Annotated in this window: 15 protein-coding genes and 1 tRNA gene; 4 read left to right on the top strand and 12 right to left on the bottom strand. The window is 50.8% G+C overall.

Annotated features, from left to right (window positions below; all coding sequences use genetic code 11):
- Nucleotides 1-4 precede the first annotated feature (4 nt).
- From OGV71_RS22090 to cydA, 12 genes are all read right to left on the bottom strand, one after another.
- A tRNA-Lys gene (locus OGV71_RS22090) sits at nucleotides 5-80 on the bottom strand.
- Nucleotides 81-245: 165 nt separating this feature from the next.
- The gene (gene cpoB / locus OGV71_RS22085) at nucleotides 246-1,037 is read right to left on the bottom strand and encodes a cell division protein CpoB (protein WP_003847309.1); all 792 of its coding nucleotides are present in this window, start codon (nucleotides 1,035-1,037) and stop codon (nucleotides 246-248) included.
- A gap of 9 nt (nucleotides 1,038-1,046) precedes the next feature.
- Nucleotides 1,047-1,565, bottom strand: a complete 519-nt coding sequence (gene pal, locus OGV71_RS22080; protein ID WP_003022983.1) for a peptidoglycan-associated lipoprotein Pal — start codon at nucleotides 1,563-1,565, stop codon at nucleotides 1,047-1,049.
- 34 nt (nucleotides 1,566-1,599) lie between these two features.
- Complete coding sequence (tolB, locus tag OGV71_RS22075) at nucleotides 1,600-2,892, bottom strand: Tol-Pal system beta propeller repeat protein TolB (protein ID WP_003022981.1); 1,293 nt, start codon at nucleotides 2,890-2,892, stop codon at nucleotides 1,600-1,602.
- A gap of 128 nt (nucleotides 2,893-3,020) precedes the next feature.
- Entirely contained in the window at nucleotides 3,021-4,277 is a 1,257-nt protein-coding gene (gene tolA, locus OGV71_RS22070) for a cell envelope integrity protein TolA (RefSeq protein WP_204583861.1), read from the bottom strand.
- A gap of 64 nt (nucleotides 4,278-4,341) precedes the next feature.
- Entirely contained in the window at nucleotides 4,342-4,770 is a 429-nt protein-coding gene (gene tolR / locus OGV71_RS22065) for a colicin uptake protein TolR (RefSeq protein ID WP_003022978.1), read from the bottom strand.
- Between the two features lie 3 nt (nucleotides 4,771-4,773).
- Nucleotides 4,774-5,466 carry a Tol-Pal system protein TolQ gene (gene tolQ, locus OGV71_RS22060; protein WP_003022976.1) on the bottom strand — a complete coding sequence of 231 codons (693 nt, stop codon included), beginning with the start codon at nucleotides 5,464-5,466 and terminating at the stop codon, nucleotides 4,774-4,776.
- A complete protein-coding gene (gene ybgC / locus OGV71_RS22055; protein ID WP_003835413.1) occupies nucleotides 5,463-5,867 on the bottom strand; it encodes a tol-pal system-associated acyl-CoA thioesterase in 405 nt (134 codons plus the stop codon). Before ybgC ends, tolQ begins: the two co-directional genes overlap by 4 nt.
- Nucleotides 5,868-6,017: 150 nt before the next feature.
- On the bottom strand, nucleotides 6,018-6,311 hold the full coding sequence (gene ybgE, locus OGV71_RS22050) for a cyd operon protein YbgE (RefSeq protein WP_003022971.1): 294 nt from the start codon (nucleotides 6,309-6,311) through the stop codon (nucleotides 6,018-6,020).
- Nucleotides 6,311-6,424: a cytochrome bd-I oxidase subunit CydX gene (gene cydX / locus OGV71_RS22045; RefSeq protein ID WP_003022970.1), complete on the bottom strand. Its 114-nt coding sequence runs from the start codon at nucleotides 6,422-6,424 to the stop codon at nucleotides 6,311-6,313. Before cydX ends, ybgE begins: the two co-directional genes overlap by 1 nt.
- Before the next feature lie 14 nt (nucleotides 6,425-6,438).
- Nucleotides 6,439-7,578: a cytochrome d ubiquinol oxidase subunit II gene (cydB, locus tag OGV71_RS22040; RefSeq protein WP_003022968.1), complete on the bottom strand. Its 1,140-nt coding sequence runs from the start codon at nucleotides 7,576-7,578 to the stop codon at nucleotides 6,439-6,441.
- 15 nt (nucleotides 7,579-7,593) lie between these two features.
- Nucleotides 7,594-9,162: a cytochrome ubiquinol oxidase subunit I gene (cydA, locus tag OGV71_RS22035; protein WP_003022965.1), complete on the bottom strand. Its 1,569-nt coding sequence runs from the start codon at nucleotides 9,160-9,162 to the stop codon at nucleotides 7,594-7,596.
- A 1,218-nt stretch (nucleotides 9,163-10,380) separates the two neighbouring features.
- On the opposite strand from cydA, the gene glmS reads away from it, so the two are divergent.
- The 4 genes from glmS to OGV71_RS22015 are packed head-to-tail and all read left to right on the top strand — an operon-like array spanning nucleotide 10,381 to nucleotide 14,923.
- Nucleotides 10,381-10,830, top strand: a complete 450-nt coding sequence (gene glmS, locus OGV71_RS22030) for a methylaspartate mutase subunit S (protein ID WP_003022963.1) — start codon at nucleotides 10,381-10,383, stop codon at nucleotides 10,828-10,830.
- Nucleotides 10,830-12,218 (top strand): methylaspartate mutase accessory protein GlmL, encoded by a 1,389-nt coding sequence (gene glmL, locus OGV71_RS22025; RefSeq protein WP_003835417.1) that lies wholly within the window; start codon nucleotides 10,830-10,832, stop codon nucleotides 12,216-12,218. The genes glmS and glmL overlap by 1 nt, the downstream gene beginning before the upstream one ends.
- 18 nt (nucleotides 12,219-12,236) lie before the next feature.
- Nucleotides 12,237-13,682, top strand: a complete 1,446-nt coding sequence (locus OGV71_RS22020) for a methylaspartate mutase subunit E (protein WP_003022957.1) — start codon at nucleotides 12,237-12,239, stop codon at nucleotides 13,680-13,682.
- The gene (locus OGV71_RS22015; RefSeq protein ID WP_003022953.1) at nucleotides 13,682-14,923 is read left to right on the top strand and encodes a methylaspartate ammonia-lyase; all 1,242 of its coding nucleotides are present in this window, start codon (nucleotides 13,682-13,684) and stop codon (nucleotides 14,921-14,923) included. The genes OGV71_RS22020 and OGV71_RS22015 overlap by 1 nt, the downstream gene beginning before the upstream one ends.
- The last annotated feature ends 3 nt before the right edge of the window (nucleotides 14,924-14,926 follow it).

Below are 14,926 nucleotides of genomic sequence, written 5' to 3'. Positions count from 1 at the left end.
CGATTGGTGGGTCGTGCAGGATTCGAACCTGCGACCAATTGATTAAAAGTCAACTGCTCTACCAACTGAGCTAACGACCCACTTTTTTTGCCGCTTTCGGGCTGTTTGATATCCCTTGGCAACGGCGGCATATATTACTGATTTCAGATTTTAGCGCAACAAAAATTTCGATGTAAATAACTCAACTGCTTAGGAATCACACGACGCGACCAGAATTAACACGATTTCTGGTCGCATGGTGTTCATTACATCGCGCCAAGGCGTTTTTGCGCTTGTTTCGCGCCATCAGTGCCAGGGTATTTAGTGATAACCTGCTGATAAACGGCTTTAGCTTTTGCTGTGTCACCTTTGTCCTGCATGATGACGCCGACTTTATACATCGCGTCTGCAGCCTTTGGTGATTTCGGGAAGTTTTTAACTACTGAAGCAAAATAGAACGCTGCATCATCTTTTTTCCCCTTGTTGTAATTCAACTGACCCAGCCAGTAATTCGCATTTGGCAGGTAAGTCGAGTCTGGGTACTTTTTGATGAAGTTCTGAAATGCTTCAATCGCATCATCCTGGCGGGATTTATCCTGCACCAGAGCAATGGCCGCATTGTAATCAGTGTTCGCATCGCCAGTCTGCGCCGGGGCTCCTGACGCTGCCGCTGCGCCCGCATCAGGCGTAGGGGTTGCTGCTGCCCCACTCTGATCGCTACCTGCAGACTGCGCCGCAGGCGCACTACCGCTGCCAAGATTATTAATCTGCAACAATATTTGCTTCTGGCGTTCAACAACCTGGTTCAACTGATACTGATTTTCCTGAATTTGACCACGCAGGGAATCAATATCGGACTGATTATCGGAGAGTTGTTGCTGGAGTTGGGTTAAAAGCTGACTGTGAGCGTTAGAAATACGCTCGAGTTGAGTGACACGGTCTTCGACCGAGCCTGAGCCGACACTACTGATTGGCGCCTGAGCAAAAGCGGCCCAAGGGGCCGCTATGCCAACCAGTAACGACAGACTCAACAGATGATGTCTGAAGTTACTGCTCATGCAATTCTCTTAGTAAACCAGTACGGCGCGACGGTTTTTGGCGTAAGCCGCTTCGTCATGACCCAGTACTGCAGGTTTTTCTTTACCGTAAGAAACGATGGAGATCTGGTCAGCAGAAACGCCTTTACCCTGTAGGTACATCTTAACGGCGTTCGCACGACGCTCACCCAGGGAGATGTTGTACTCAGGAGTACCACGTTCGTCCGCATGACCTTCTACGGTGACTTTGTAAGACGGGTTGCTACGCAGGAAGTTAGCGTGAGCATCCAGCATTGCAGCGAAATCAGAACGGATATCGTACTTGTCCAGATCGAAGTAAACGATGTTGTTCTGCTGCAGCTGTTGCATCTGAAGACGCGCTTGCTCTTCAGAAGACATGTTGCCGCTGCCGTTTGCATCCATACCAGTGCCGGCACCCAGCATGCCTTCGCTGCCGTCATTGCTGGCGTTCTTGTTAGAAGAACACGCTGCAATAGCCATAACAGGCAGAGCAATCATCAGCCCTTTCAGCACTTTGTTCAGTTGCATTTCAATGATTCCTTTATTAATCAATTATTTATTATCACAGATACGGCGACCAGGCAGGGAATTTAACCTGTCCATCAGTTGCCGGAAGACGCGCTTTGAAACGCCCATCTGTAGAAACCAAATTCAGCACGGATCCCATCCCCTGAGAAGAGCTGTAGATTACCATAGTGCCGTTAGGTGCCAGACTTGGCGTTTCGTCCAGGAACGTTGACGACAGAACTTGTACGCCACCCGCTACCAGATCTTGTTTGGCAATGTGCTGCTGACCGTTGGCCGAACTTACCATTACCATAAATTTACCGTCGCTGCTCACATCCGCATCCTGGTTTTGCGAACCTTCCCAGGTAATGCGCTGCGGAGCACCGCCGTTGACGTTAACTTTATATACCTGCGGACGACCGGCCTGGTCAGATGTAAAGGCCAGGTTTTGGCTGTCCGGGAACCAGGTCGGTTCCGTATTGTTGCTACGACCATCCGTCACCTGACGGATCTGACCGGAACCAATGTCCATGACATACAGGTTCAGGCTACCGGTTTTAGACAGGGCAAACGCCAGTTTGCTGCCATCCGGAGAAAACGCAGGCGCACCGTTGTGACGTGGGAACGACGCTACCTGACGAACCGCGCCATTAGACAACGTCTGAATAACCAGTGCAGAACGACCACTCTCGAAGGTTACGTACGCCAGTTTTGAACCGTCCGGAGACCACGCCGGAGACATCAGCGGCTGCGGAGAACGGTGTACCACGAACTGGTTGTAACCATCGTAGTCGGACACACGTAATTCGTACGGGAACTGACCACCGTTGGTCTGAACAACATAAGCGATACGGGTACGGAATGCACCTTTAATGCCGGTCAGTTTTTCAAACACTTCGTCACTTGCAGTATGCCCCGCGTAACGCAGCCACTGCTTGTTCACTTTATAAGTGTTCTGTGCCAGTACGGTACCCGGTGCGCCACCGGTGTCAACCAGCTGATAGGCAACGCTGTAAGAACCATCCGGGTTCGGCGTAACCTGGCCGACGACTACGGCATCAATGCCCAGCGCAGACCAAGCGGCAGGTTGAACTTCCTGCGCGGTACCAGGCTGCTGAGGCAGACGAGAACGGTCTAACGGGTTAAATTTACCGCTGTTACGCAGGTCAGCACCTACGATACCACCGATATCTTCAGGTGCAGCACCCGGTCCTGCCCACTGGAAGGGGACAACACCAATCGGGCGCGCCGAGTCCACCCCCTGGGTGATCTCGATACGTACTTCTGCGTGCAGCACCGCTGCCCACAGCATCAGAAAACCAAATGCTACTCGTAATGCCTGCTTCATCATATCTCCCTTATCTGGACGGAAAGCCCACGATAATTTAGCAGAATGTTAACAAACTCAAATACACAAAACTACCACAACTCAGTATCAACCTTAGACCGTTTCCCCTGATTTCTCAGGGGTCGTTATTACAGTTTGAAGTCCAGTTTGGCATCTTTTACTTTTTCATAAACTGCCTGGCTAGGCGGTTTAGGAATTCTGGCAGTTTTCGCAGCCGTCAGCGCAGCCTGACACAATGCTGGATCCCCACCCTCTTCGGTCACATCCAGTAACAGACCATCGGGTGCTAACTTGATATGTAATACGCAAGATTTACCTGCATACAAATCTGCACCATACAGACGGCTCTGGATCGCATTACGAATTTGAGATGCGTAAGCACTGATATCAGCACCAGATGCACCGCCATTGGCACCACTTGTACCACTATCTTTCGCCGGTTGGCCGTTTGCTTTCGCTCCACCGCCCGATTTCGGTGCATTCTTACCGGAGCTCAGGTCACCCAACAAGTCGTCAACGCCAGAGGCTGCAGCGGCTTTTTCGGCCGCAGCCTTTTTAGCAGCAGCTGCTTTATCTGCCGCAGCTTTCTTATCGGCAGCGGCTTTCTCGGCTGCAGCTTTTTTGTCTGCTGCTGCTTTTTCCGCTGCGGCTTTCTTATCAGCCGCCGCTTTTTCAGCAGCGGCCGCTTTCGCGGCGGCGGCTTTTTCTGCTTTCTCAGCGGCAGCTTTCTCGGCTGCTGCTTGCTTAGCGGCTTCAGCCTGTGCTTTCTTCGCAGCGTCCGCGGCAGCTTTAGCAGCTTGTGCTTCGGCAACTTTCTTCGCATCAGCAGCGGCTTTAGCAGCTTCCGCCTCAGCTTTTTTCTGTGCGTCCGCAGCGGCTTTCTTCGCGGCATCTGCCGCTTGTTTCGCCTGTGCATCAGCTTTAGCCTTCGCGTCTGCAGCAGCCTTCGCCGCAGCTTCTTCAGCCTGTTTCTGTTGCTCTTGCGCTTTCGCGGCGGCGGCCTCAGCTTGCTTCTGCTGTTCCGCCTGTTCGCGCACTTTTTCCTGCGCGGCTAAGCGTTCTTTTTCCAGCTGCTTCAGTCGCTCTTGCTCAGCTGCCTGTTTCTCGCGAAGTTCTTCAGCTTGCTGCTGCGCCTGCTTTTCACGCTGCTCTTCAGCACGTTTCGCGCTTGCCTGCTGTTGCTGCTGCCTGTCGTACTGTTGCACAACGGCTCCAGGATCGACCATAACGGCGTCGATGGACGAACCGCCACCGCCGCCGGCTGAAGCATCAATGTGCTCATCGAACGAACTCCAGATCAGCGCTGCAAATAAAATGACATGCAGCACCGCTGAAATAATTATCGCCCTTTTGAGCTTGTCGTTTTGTTCGGTTGCCTTTGACACTCTCGGTTCCCAAAAAACTGTTCGCCTGTTACGTGCTATCTTTCAAGCCAGCAAAACGCCGTCATCAGATTGGCTGCGTCATCAAGCCAACCGATTTTACGCCTGCACTGTGTAACAAGTTCAGCGCTTTAATTATTTCATCATAAGGCACGTCTTTCGCACCACCGATTAAAAAGACCGTTTTCGGATTGGTCTGCAGGCGGCTTTTCGCTTCCGCGATAACCTGCTCCGGCGGCAGTTGATCCATACGATCTTTCTCAACCACCACGCTGTATTGCCCAATACCGGAAACTTCAATAATGACCGGAGGTTCGTCGTTACTGCTGACGGCTTGCGATTCGGTCGCATCCGGCAGGTCGACTTCCACACTCTGCGTAATGATCGGTGCGGTTGCCATAAAGATCAGCAACAGCACCAGCAGTACGTCGAGCAGCGGTACAATATTGATTTCGGACTTGAGTTCGCGACGACCTCGTCCACGCGTTCTGGCCATGGCTTACCCCTTGTTGCTCTCGCTAACGGTAAACGCCTGGCGGTGCAGAATCGCGGTGAACTCTTCCATAAAGTTGTCGTAATTCAGTTCCAGTTTGTTCACGCGCTGGTTCAGACGGTTGTAGGCCATAACCGCCGGGATTGCCGCAAACAGACCGATAGCCGTTGCAATCAACGCTTCCGCGATACCCGGTGCAACCATTTGCAGTGTCGCCTGTTTTACCGCGCCCAGCGCGATAAATGCGTGCATGATCCCCCAAACGGTACCGAACAGACCGATATACGGGCTGATGGAGCCAACGGTTCCGAGGAATGGAATATGCGTTTCCAGCGTTTCCAGCTCACGGTTCATCGAGATACGCATCGCACGGGAAGCCCCCTCAACGACCGCTTCCGGCGCGTGACTATTTGCCCGATGCAAACGGGCAAATTCTTTGAACCCGCTGTAGAAAATTTGTTCTGAGCCAGCCAAATTATCACGACGCCCCTGGCTTTCCTGGTACAGGCGCGACAATTCAATGCCAGACCAGAACTTGTCTTCAAATGCTTCGGCTTCACGTGAAGCAGCATTAAGAATACGGGTCCGCTGGATAATAATGGCCCAGGATGCGATTGAGAAACCAATCAAAATCAACATGATAAGTTTAACCAGAAGGCTTGCCTTCAGGAACAAATCAAGGATATTCATGTCAGTCACTGCTTAAACTCCGCGACAATAGACTTGGGAAGCGCACGAGGCTTCATTTTGAGTGGATCAACGCAAACAATCAGAACTTCGGCTTCATTCAGCACGGTGTTCTCTGCGTTGACAATGCGTTGCGTGAAAACCAAAGAGGTGCCACGCATTGACGTAATTTCGGTTTGAACTTCGAGCATATCGTCGAGCCGGGCAGGCGCAAAATACTCGAGGGTCATCTTGCGCACCACAAAGGCTACACGTTCAGCCAACAGGACCTGCTGACTGAAGTGATGATGACGCAGCATCTCTGTGCGCGCTCTTTCATAAAAAGCGACGTAGCTGGCGTGGTAAACCACCCCACCGGCATCGGTATCTTCATAGTAGACACGAACCGGCCATCGAAACAGCGTTGTATTCACTTTACATCCCGGTAATGCAACAAAAGGTTAGTGCTTTCAAACTTCGCTACTATACGCGCGGGAATGGTGCTTTGGAATGGGGGAAAGTAAACGGAGAGTAAAAAATTATGGGCTTATGCAAGCCCATAAATATTTAAGGATGTTTCTTATTCAAAAGAAGAAGAAAAACAGACCAACAACGAGGACGATATCCGCGATCAGCGGGCAGAAGATACCCTGCCAGTGTACGGCACGAGGACGAAAGCCAACGCCGTGAATGATGCCTGCGCAGACCGCCCACATCAGCAGAAAACCATGCCAGATTTCAAGCTCACTGGTTTTGGCCGCGAAACGTGACGGATCCCAGAATATGCAGCCGGCCAATACGATTGCCAGCACAAATGAAAGCGCCCGCAAGGGGCGCTTGTCCATCGCGTTGTATAACATCGCGATAATGTTGGTCATTAGCTATCTTCTTGTCCGGCTTTGCCTGATTCAACGTGCTCAAGCGCCAGCGCTGTGATTATCCCAAATGCACAGGCAAGAAGCGTTCCCAAAATCCATGCGAAATACCACATTTTAAGCTCCTTACTTAGTACAGAGAGTGGGTGTTGCTTTCAATATCTTCTTTAGTGATGCGACCAAACATCTTCCAGTAACACCAGCCGGTGTACAGCAGAATGATCGGTACGAACACACAAGCTACATACGTCATCAGATTCAGCGTCAACTGGCTGGACGTTGCATCCCACATGGTCAAACTTGCGTTCATCATGGTGCTGGATGGCATCACAAACGGGAACATTGCGATACCGGCAGTCAGGATGATGCATGCTAACGTCAGTGAAGAGAAGACGAATGCCCAGGCCCCTTTCTCCATACGAGAAGTCAGAATGGTCAACAGCGGCAGAACCACGCCCAGTGCAGGAACCAGCCACAGGATAGGTGCATTGTTAAAGTTCACCATCCATGCGCCAGCCACGCGAGCCACTTCTTTGGTCAGCGGGTTGGAGGCGGCATGATGATCCAGGGCTGAGGTCACAACATAACCGTCAATACCGTAAATCACCCATACACCGGCCAGCGCGAAGCAGACCAGAGTCACCAGTGCCGCAACCTGTGAAGTTGCACGAGCACGCAGATGCAGTTCACCTACCGTACGCATCTGCAGATAGGTCGCACCCTGGGTGATGATCATCCCAACGCTCACGACACCAGCCAGCAGACCAAACGGATTCAGCAACTGGAAGAAGTTACCGGTGTAGTACAAACGCATGTAGTCATCTACGTGGAACGGAACCCCTTGCAGCAGGTTGCCGAACGCCACGCCAATCACCAGCGGTGGCACGAAGCTACCAATGAAGATGCCCCAGTCCCACATGTTGCGCCAGCGCATGTCTTCAATCTTAGAGCGGTAATCAAAACCGACCGGACGGAAGAACAAAGACGCCAGTACCAGGATCATCGCCACATAGAAACCGGAGAACGCAGCGGCATACACCATCGGCCAGGCAGCGAACAGTGCGCCACCCGCGGTGATAAGCCAAACCTGGTTACCGTCCCAGTGCGGGGCGATGGAGTTAATCATAATTCGACGCTCGGTATCATTACGACCGAGGAAACGGGTGAGCATGCCCACCCCCATGTCGAAGCCATCAGTGACCGCGAAACCAATCAGCAGAATGCCAACCAGCAGCCACCAGATAAAACGCAATACTTCATAATCGATCATTTGACGACTCCTGTCTTAGCGTGCCGGCTGAGAAGTCACAGTGGACTGCTCGTAGTGATAACGACCGGTTTTCAGGCTACTCGGCCCAAGGCGTGCGAACTTGAACATCAGATACAGTTCAGCCACCAGGAACAGGGTATACAGGCCGCAAATCAACAGCATCGAGAAGATGAGGTCGCCAGCAGTCAGCGAAGAGTTCGCTACGGCTGTTGGTAACACTTCACCAATCGCCCACGGTTGACGACCGTACTCTGCGACAAACCAACCGGATTCAATAGCAATCCACGGCAGAGGAATCGCGTACAGCGCAGTGCGCAGCAGCCATTTTTTCTCACCGATACGGTTACGAAGCACAGTCCAGAAGGATACCGCGATAATTGCCAGCATCAGAATGCCGCATGCCACCATGATACGGAAAGCGAAGTACAGCGGCGCAACGCGAGGGATAGAATCTTTCGTTGCCTGCTGAATTTGCGCTTCGGTCGCGTCGGTGACGTTATCCGTATAGCGTTTCAGCAGCAGACCATAACCCAGGTCTTTCTTCATACTGTTGAACTGGTCGCGAACGGCCTGGTCGGTAGTACCAGCACGCAGTTCTTCCAGCAACTGATACGCTTTCATCCCGTTACGGATACGCTCTTCGTGCTGCACCATCAGGTCTTTCAGACCAATGACCGGTGTATCAACAGAACGGGTGGCGATGATGCCCAGCGCATAAGGAATTTGAATCGCAAAATGGTTTTCCTGCGCATCCTGGTCCGGAATACCGAACAGCGTAAAGGAAGCCGGTGCAGGCTGAGTTTCCCATTCTGCTTCAATCGCTGCGAGTTTGGTTTTCTGCACGTCGCCCATTTCGTAACCAGATTCATCACCCAGAACGATAACAGACAGAATGGCAGCCATACCAAAGCTGGCCGCGATGGCAAAAGAACGTTTAGCAAACGCGAAGTCACGACCGCGCAGCATATAGTAGGAGCTGATACCCAGAACGAACATCGCGCCGCATACATAACCAGATGCCACAGTGTGAACAAATTTCACCTGTGCTACCGGGTTGAGCACCAGTTCAGAGAAGCTCAGCATCTCCATACGCATGGTTTCGAAGTTGAAATCCGCTGCGATTGGGTTCTGCATCCAGCCGTTCGCAACCAGAATCCACAGCGCGGACAGGTTAGAACCCAGGGCCACCAGCCAGGTGACACACATATGCTGGACTTTACCCAAACGGTCCCAGCCGAAGAAGAACAGACCTACAAAGGTGGATTCGAGGAAGAAGGCCATCAAACCTTCGATCGCCAGCGGCGCACCGAAAATATCCCCTACATAGTGGGAGTAGTAAGACCAGTTAGTCCCGAACTGGAACTCCATGGTCAGACCGGTAGCCACACCCAGAGCGAAGTTGATACCAAACAACTTGCCCCAGAACTTGGTCATATCTTTATAAATCTGTTTGCCGGAAAGGACGTAGACCGTTTCCATAATGGCCAGCAAGAACGCCATACCGAGCGTCAGTGGCACAAACAGGAAGTGGTACATCGCGGTCAAGGCAAACTGTAAGCGCGACAGTTCGACTATATCTAACATCATGACTCCTTGCTCATCGCATGAAGACTCCGAGAGTGAACCCCGTTAGAAAGGGTCACACGCATGCCCCAATACAAATTTATCTGCTTCCTTACGCCGCTACTCTTTCTTCTCTTGTGAAGAAAGGACAATGGAGAAAGGTTACAAACATGTTAATAAAACACTCAAATTGATCCCGCAATTATATTACGCCGTAAAATCCTTACAATAAACAGGTTTTTATCGAGACAAATTTGCATTTTTCGATAGTGATCAATTTATAGCTAATTTACCACTTTCAGACCAATTTGATCTGCAGCAATTTAACCTCTTTTGATGCTGTTTTCCAAGTTTTAAACATTGATTTAAATCAATTTTCAAATTTAATGTTAATAGTGTTTAACACTCGCATGACTAGTGAATGCGATGTTAACAACATGTTTTTCAATGAGTAATTGCCGTTACTACAAATGATAGGATATTTATTTAAATGTACACGATCTTTTAACCAGCCCGGCTGACAAAATTGATAGCAGATAAAGAATCACTAATGCTAGGTAGCTCACAGTTTTTTGTTTAGCAAGTCATGGACTTGTTATTTCATACAAATTATTCATTTAAATTTTACTTATAATTAACACCGAGATGTAACTATCTCAGCTGGAAGAGAAAACGTTCCACATTGACCGATGCATTGCGTTTGGTGTTCTGCGAGAGAACGCTGGAGTTTCGCTTAAATCATCACTGAAAGTTATCTTTAACGCCCACTCTGCACTTATGTGGCAAAGATTAAATATGCCACAAACATTTCATTATCATTTTTATCCTAAAATTAACAAAAATGAATTGTGACATATAAGATTAAAAAATAAAAAACCGTTACGTCGTTCACAAGTTAATTAGTAATTGTGATTTTTGAAATTATTAAAAACACGACATAAATGGCGCGCATAACAAAATAAGATTTCGATCACAAACATGGCAAGTAATTTATTACTCAATTTCCTAATAAATTAAAGCCGGCCAAGAAAAAAATGACATATCTCGCTGATTATAAAAGATTTTTATAGCAACTAAATATAACAATCATTTTTCTCAGGATATTTTGAAAATAGATCAATTGCTTCCTTTTTCGCTTCCACAGAAACTCCAACCCTATTAAGAGGTTGTCACAATCCATGTTCTAAATATTAGAAAATAATTTCACTTATTGACCATCAGCCCTACAGAGGATTACCCATGAAGAAATCTACACTTGTTATTGGCGTCATCGGTGCTGACTGCCATGCAGTAGGTAATAAAGTTCTGGATCGCGTTTTTACCGCTCATGATTTTCACGTAATCAACCTCGGGGTGATGGTGAGCCAGGATGAATATATTGATGCTGCGATTGAAACAGGCGCCGATGCCATCGTGGTGTCCTCTATCTACGGTCATGGCGACATTGATTGTCTCGGATTACGTGAGCGCTGCATCGAACGCGGCCTTGGCGACATTCTGCTGTACGTCGGCGGCAACCTGGTCGTCGGTAAACATGACTTCGCCGATGTGGAAGTGAAGTTTAAAGAGATGGGCTTTAACCGGGTCTTCGCCCCCAGTCACGATCTGGAAGATGTTTGCGCGCTTATCACTAATGATATTCACCAACACAATGGCCTCGAACAGCGTTGCCTGGAAGAGGCCATCTGATGCAAACAGTTTCTGTCGATATCGGCTCGACATGGACCAAGGCAGCCCTCTTCGCCCATGAAGGCGAGGATTTAACCCTGATAAACCATGTCCTGACCCCAACCACCACACATCATCTGGCAGACGGTTTTTTTGCCAGCCTGAATCAGGTGCTGAATGTTGCCGATGCTCGCCCGTTACTGAAAAGTGGTGAAGTGCAGTTGAAATACTCCTCCTCAGCGAAAGGTGGGCTTGCCGTTGCAGCAATGGGGCTGGTGCCTTCCATTACGCTGGAATCGGCAAAAGTTACCGCCCATTCGGCAGGAGCGAAAATCGCGCAATATTATTCGTACAAGCTGAACCGTCATGACATCCAGGAGCTGGAGTCATCCCCTCCAGATATTCTGCTGTTTACCGGCGGTACAGACGGTGGCGAAGAAAGTTACGGCCTGGCGAATGCGCATGCGTTGGCAGGCTCAAAGCTTGATTGCGCCATTATCTACGCCGGAAACCGGGACATTCAGGACGAAATACAAACGATTCTGGGACATAAGGATTTGACCACGGTAGACAACATTCTGCCTGACCTCGATCACCCGAATCCGTTTGCCGCACGCCAGGCGATTTGTGATGTGTTCTTGTCACGCATTGTCAAAGGCAAAGGTCTGGACGTCATTGTTGGCGAAACAGGCGAAGAGCCAATGCCGACGCCATGGACGGTCTATGAGTTAGTCAAAGCCATTAGCGATTACGACAGCGCATGGAAGGAATTCATGCTGATTGATATGGGCGGAGCCACCACGGATGTCTATTCGGCCAGCGCGAATACCCTCTCCCCCGATACCGTCCTGCATGGTGTTCCTGAACCGTTCGTCAAACGTACCGTAGAAGGCGACCTGGGCATGCGCGTTTCCGCCGTCGTGGTGGGAGAAAGCACGCAGGATATGGTGAAAGTCATCTTCGCCCAACAACCGCAGCGTGAGGAAGCGTTTTATCGCTACCTGCGCCATCTGGTAGGGCAACCGGATTACCTGCCACTCAGTGAGGAAGAGAAATATTACGACACCCTGCTGGCAGGTTTATGCGTGGGCTATGCCGCTGAGCGCCACGCGGGCACTAAAAAGCAGGTTTGCACCTGCGTGGGTAACGTGGATTTACAGATGGGTCGCGATCTCACCACCGTACGCAAAGTCGTCGGTTCAGGGGGATGGCTCTCTCGCGCCAGCCAGTTTGATATCCATAACTGGCTCAAATACCGGGAGCTGGACGACCAGGGGAAAAGAATTCTGTTACCGAATCAGTTTGAGTATTACCGCGATTCAAATGGCCTGCTCCCGCTTCTGGCAAACGTCGCCAGGCTGTACCCGCAAGCCGCTGCTCGCACCAGCATTCAGTGTTTAACCCTATAAAACTTAAGGCAGCTACGAATGGAACTTCGAAATAAAAAATTGACCCATGACGAATTCATGACCGAAAGGCATCAGGTATTACAAACCTGGGAAACCGGCAAAGACGTTGAGAACTTCGAAGATGGCGTGAAGTACCAGCAATCAATTCCAGATAAAAAACGCTTCTCCCTTGCCCTGCTGAAAGCCGATCAGGAAGGTAAAACCCTGAGCCAGCCGCGTGCAGGCGTAGCATTAATGGATGAGCATATTGCGCTGCTCAAAACATTGCAGGAAGAGTGCGACCTCCTGCCGAGTACTATCGATGCCTATACCCGTCTGAACCGCTATGAAGAAGCCGCTGTCGGGATCCAGAAATCCATCGAAGCAGGTACTTCCAAGCTGAATGGTTTACCAGTCGTCAATCACGGGGTTGCTGCCTGCCGCCGGATGACTGAATCGCTGGAAAAACCGATCCAGGTTCGCCACGGTACGCCGGATGCGCGCCTGCTGGCAGAAATCGCCATGGCCAGTGGCTTCACCAGCTACGAAGGCGGCGGTATCTCCTACAACATCCCTTACGCCAAACGCGTCACCCTGGAAAAATCCATTCGCGACTGGCAGTACTGCGACCGTCTGATGGGTCTGTACGAAGAGAACGGCATTCGCATCAACCGTGAGCCGTTTGGCCCGCTAACCGGTACCCTGATCCCGCCGTTTATGTCCCACTCGGTGGCGATTATTGAAGGTCTGCTGGCGCTGGAACAAGGCGTGAAATCCATTACCGTCGGCTACGGCCAGGTCGGTAGCCTGACGCAGGATATCGCCGCTATTCAGGCGCTGCGTGAACTGTCCCACGAATACTTCCATAACCATGGTTTCGACGATTACGAACTGAGCACCGTTTTCCACCAGTGGATGGGCGGATTCCCGGAAGATGAAGCGAAAGCCTTCTCTGTTATCGCCTGGGGTGCAGCGGTTGCTGGTATGTCGGGTGCCACAAAAGTGATCACCAAAAGCCCGCACGAAGCGTTCGGTATCCCAACCGCGGCAGCTAACGCCCAGGGTCTGAAAGCGTCACGCCAGATGCTCAACATGGTCAGCGACCAGAAATTCCCGCAGTGCGCTGCCGTGGAGCAGGAAGTTGACCTGATTAAGAGCGAAGTCCGCGCGGTGTTGAAGAAAGTCTTCGAACTGGGCAATGGCGACATTGCGCGCGGTACGGTGCTGGCCTTTGAAGCTGGCGTGCTGGATGTACCTTTCGCTCCTGCCGCCTGTAACGCCGGTAAGATCCTGCCTGTTCGCGATAACACAGGCGCAATCCGTATTCTTGAAGCCGGTGCCGTGCCGCTGCCGAAAGATATTCTCGCCCTGCACCACGACTATGTCGCAGAGCGCGCACATTTTGAAGGCCGCAAGCCTTCTTTCCAGATGGTCATTGATGACATCAACGCCGTATCCCACAGTAAATTAATAGGAAGACCATAATGAAAATCAAAAAGGCCCTTTTCACCGCTGGCTACTCCTCATTTTATTTTGACGATCAGCAGGCCATCAAAAATGGCGCCGGTCATGACGGGTTTATCTACACAGGCGATCCGGTCACGCCTGGATTTACCTCTGTTCGTCAGGCGGGTGAATGTGTTTCCGTACAACTGATTCTGGAAAACGGTGCGGTAGCTGTGGGCGATTGCGCAGCGGTGCAATATTCAGGTGCAGGCGGTCGTGACCCGCTGTTCCTGGCTGAAAACTTCATTCCGTTCCTCAACGACCACATCAAGCCGTTGCTGGAAGGTCGTGACGTTGATTCGTTCCTGACCAACGCCCGTTTCTTTGATGAATTGCGTATTGACGGCCATCTACTGCATACCGCCGTACGTTATGGTCTGTCTCAGGCACTGCTCGACGCGGCGGCACTGGCTACCGGTCGTCTGAAAGCCGAAGTGGTTTGTGATGAATGGCAACTGCCATGCGTTCCGGAAGCCATTCCGTTATTTGGTCAGAGCGGCGACGACCGTTATATCGCCGTCGACAAGATGATCCTCAAAGGTGTGGATGTCCTGCCGCATGCCCTGATCAATAACGTTGAAGAGAAGTTGGGCTTTAAAGGTGAAAAACTGCGTGAGTACGTCCGCTGGTTGTCTAACCGCATCCTGAGCCTGCGCACCAACGAAAGCTATCACCCGACGCTGCATATTGATGTCTACGGCACCATTGGTCTGATCTTCGATATGGATCCAGTGCGTTGCGCCGAATACATCGCCAGCCTGGAAGCCGAAGCTCAAGGTCTACCGCTGTACATTGAAGGCCCGGTTGATGCCGGTAACAAGCCGGATCAGATCCGCATGTTAACCGAGATCACTCAGGAGCTGACTCGTCTGGGTTCCGGCGTGAAAATCGTTGCGGATGAATGGTGTAACACCTATCAGGACATCGTGGACTTCACCGACGCGGGCAGCTGCCACATGGTGCAGATTAAAACCCCGGATCTGGGCGGTATTCACAACATCGTTGATGCAGTGCTGTATTGCAACAAACACGGAATGGAAGCCTATCAGGGCGGTACCTGTAACGAAACGGAAATCAGTGCTCGTACCTGCGTACACGTCGCGCTGGCCGCGCGTCCAATGCGCATGCTGATCAAACCGGGTATGGGTTTCGATGAAGGTCTCAACATCGTGTTTAACGAAATGAACCGCACCATCGCGCTGTTGCAAACTAAGGATTAAGAG

Origin of the sequence: Citrobacter sp. Cf088, assembly GCF_030334295.1 — a bacterium.
GTDB classification, from domain to species: domain Bacteria; phylum Pseudomonadota; class Gammaproteobacteria; order Enterobacterales; family Enterobacteriaceae; genus Citrobacter; species Citrobacter freundii.
This window is presented reverse-complemented; position numbering and strand designations above follow the sequence as displayed.

Bases quoted from the DNA above. Each gene is read 5' to 3' on its own strand.
- OGV71_RS22020 (WP_003022957.1), top strand. From the start codon at position 12,237: ATGGAACTTCGAAATAAAAAATTGACCCATGACGAATTCATGACCGAA.
- OGV71_RS22015 (WP_003022953.1), top strand. From the start codon at position 13,682: ATGAAAATCAAAAAGGCCCTTTTCACCGCTGGCTACTCCTCATTTTAT.
- tolR (WP_003022978.1), bottom strand. From the start codon at position 4,770: ATGGCCAGAACGCGTGGACGAGGTCGTCGCGAACTCAAGTCCGAAATC.
- tolB (WP_003022981.1), bottom strand. From the start codon at position 2,892: ATGAAGCAGGCATTACGAGTAGCATTTGGTTTTCTGATGCTGTGGGCA.
- glmS (WP_003022963.1), top strand. From the start codon at position 10,381: ATGAAGAAATCTACACTTGTTATTGGCGTCATCGGTGCTGACTGCCAT.
- ybgE (WP_003022971.1), bottom strand. From the start codon at position 6,311: ATGACCAACATTATCGCGATGTTATACAACGCGATGGACAAGCGCCCC.
- cydX (WP_003022970.1), bottom strand. From the start codon at position 6,424: ATGTGGTATTTCGCATGGATTTTGGGAACGCTTCTTGCCTGTGCATTT.
- glmL (WP_003835417.1), top strand. From the start codon at position 10,830: ATGCAAACAGTTTCTGTCGATATCGGCTCGACATGGACCAAGGCAGCC.
- cydB (WP_003022968.1), bottom strand. From the start codon at position 7,578: ATGATCGATTATGAAGTATTGCGTTTTATCTGGTGGCTGCTGGTTGGC.
- pal (WP_003022983.1), bottom strand. From the start codon at position 1,565: ATGCAACTGAACAAAGTGCTGAAAGGGCTGATGATTGCTCTGCCTGTT.
- cydA (WP_003022965.1), bottom strand. From the start codon at position 9,162: ATGTTAGATATAGTCGAACTGTCGCGCTTACAGTTTGCCTTGACCGCG.
- cpoB (WP_003847309.1), bottom strand. From the start codon at position 1,037: ATGAGCAGTAACTTCAGACATCATCTGTTGAGTCTGTCGTTACTGGTT.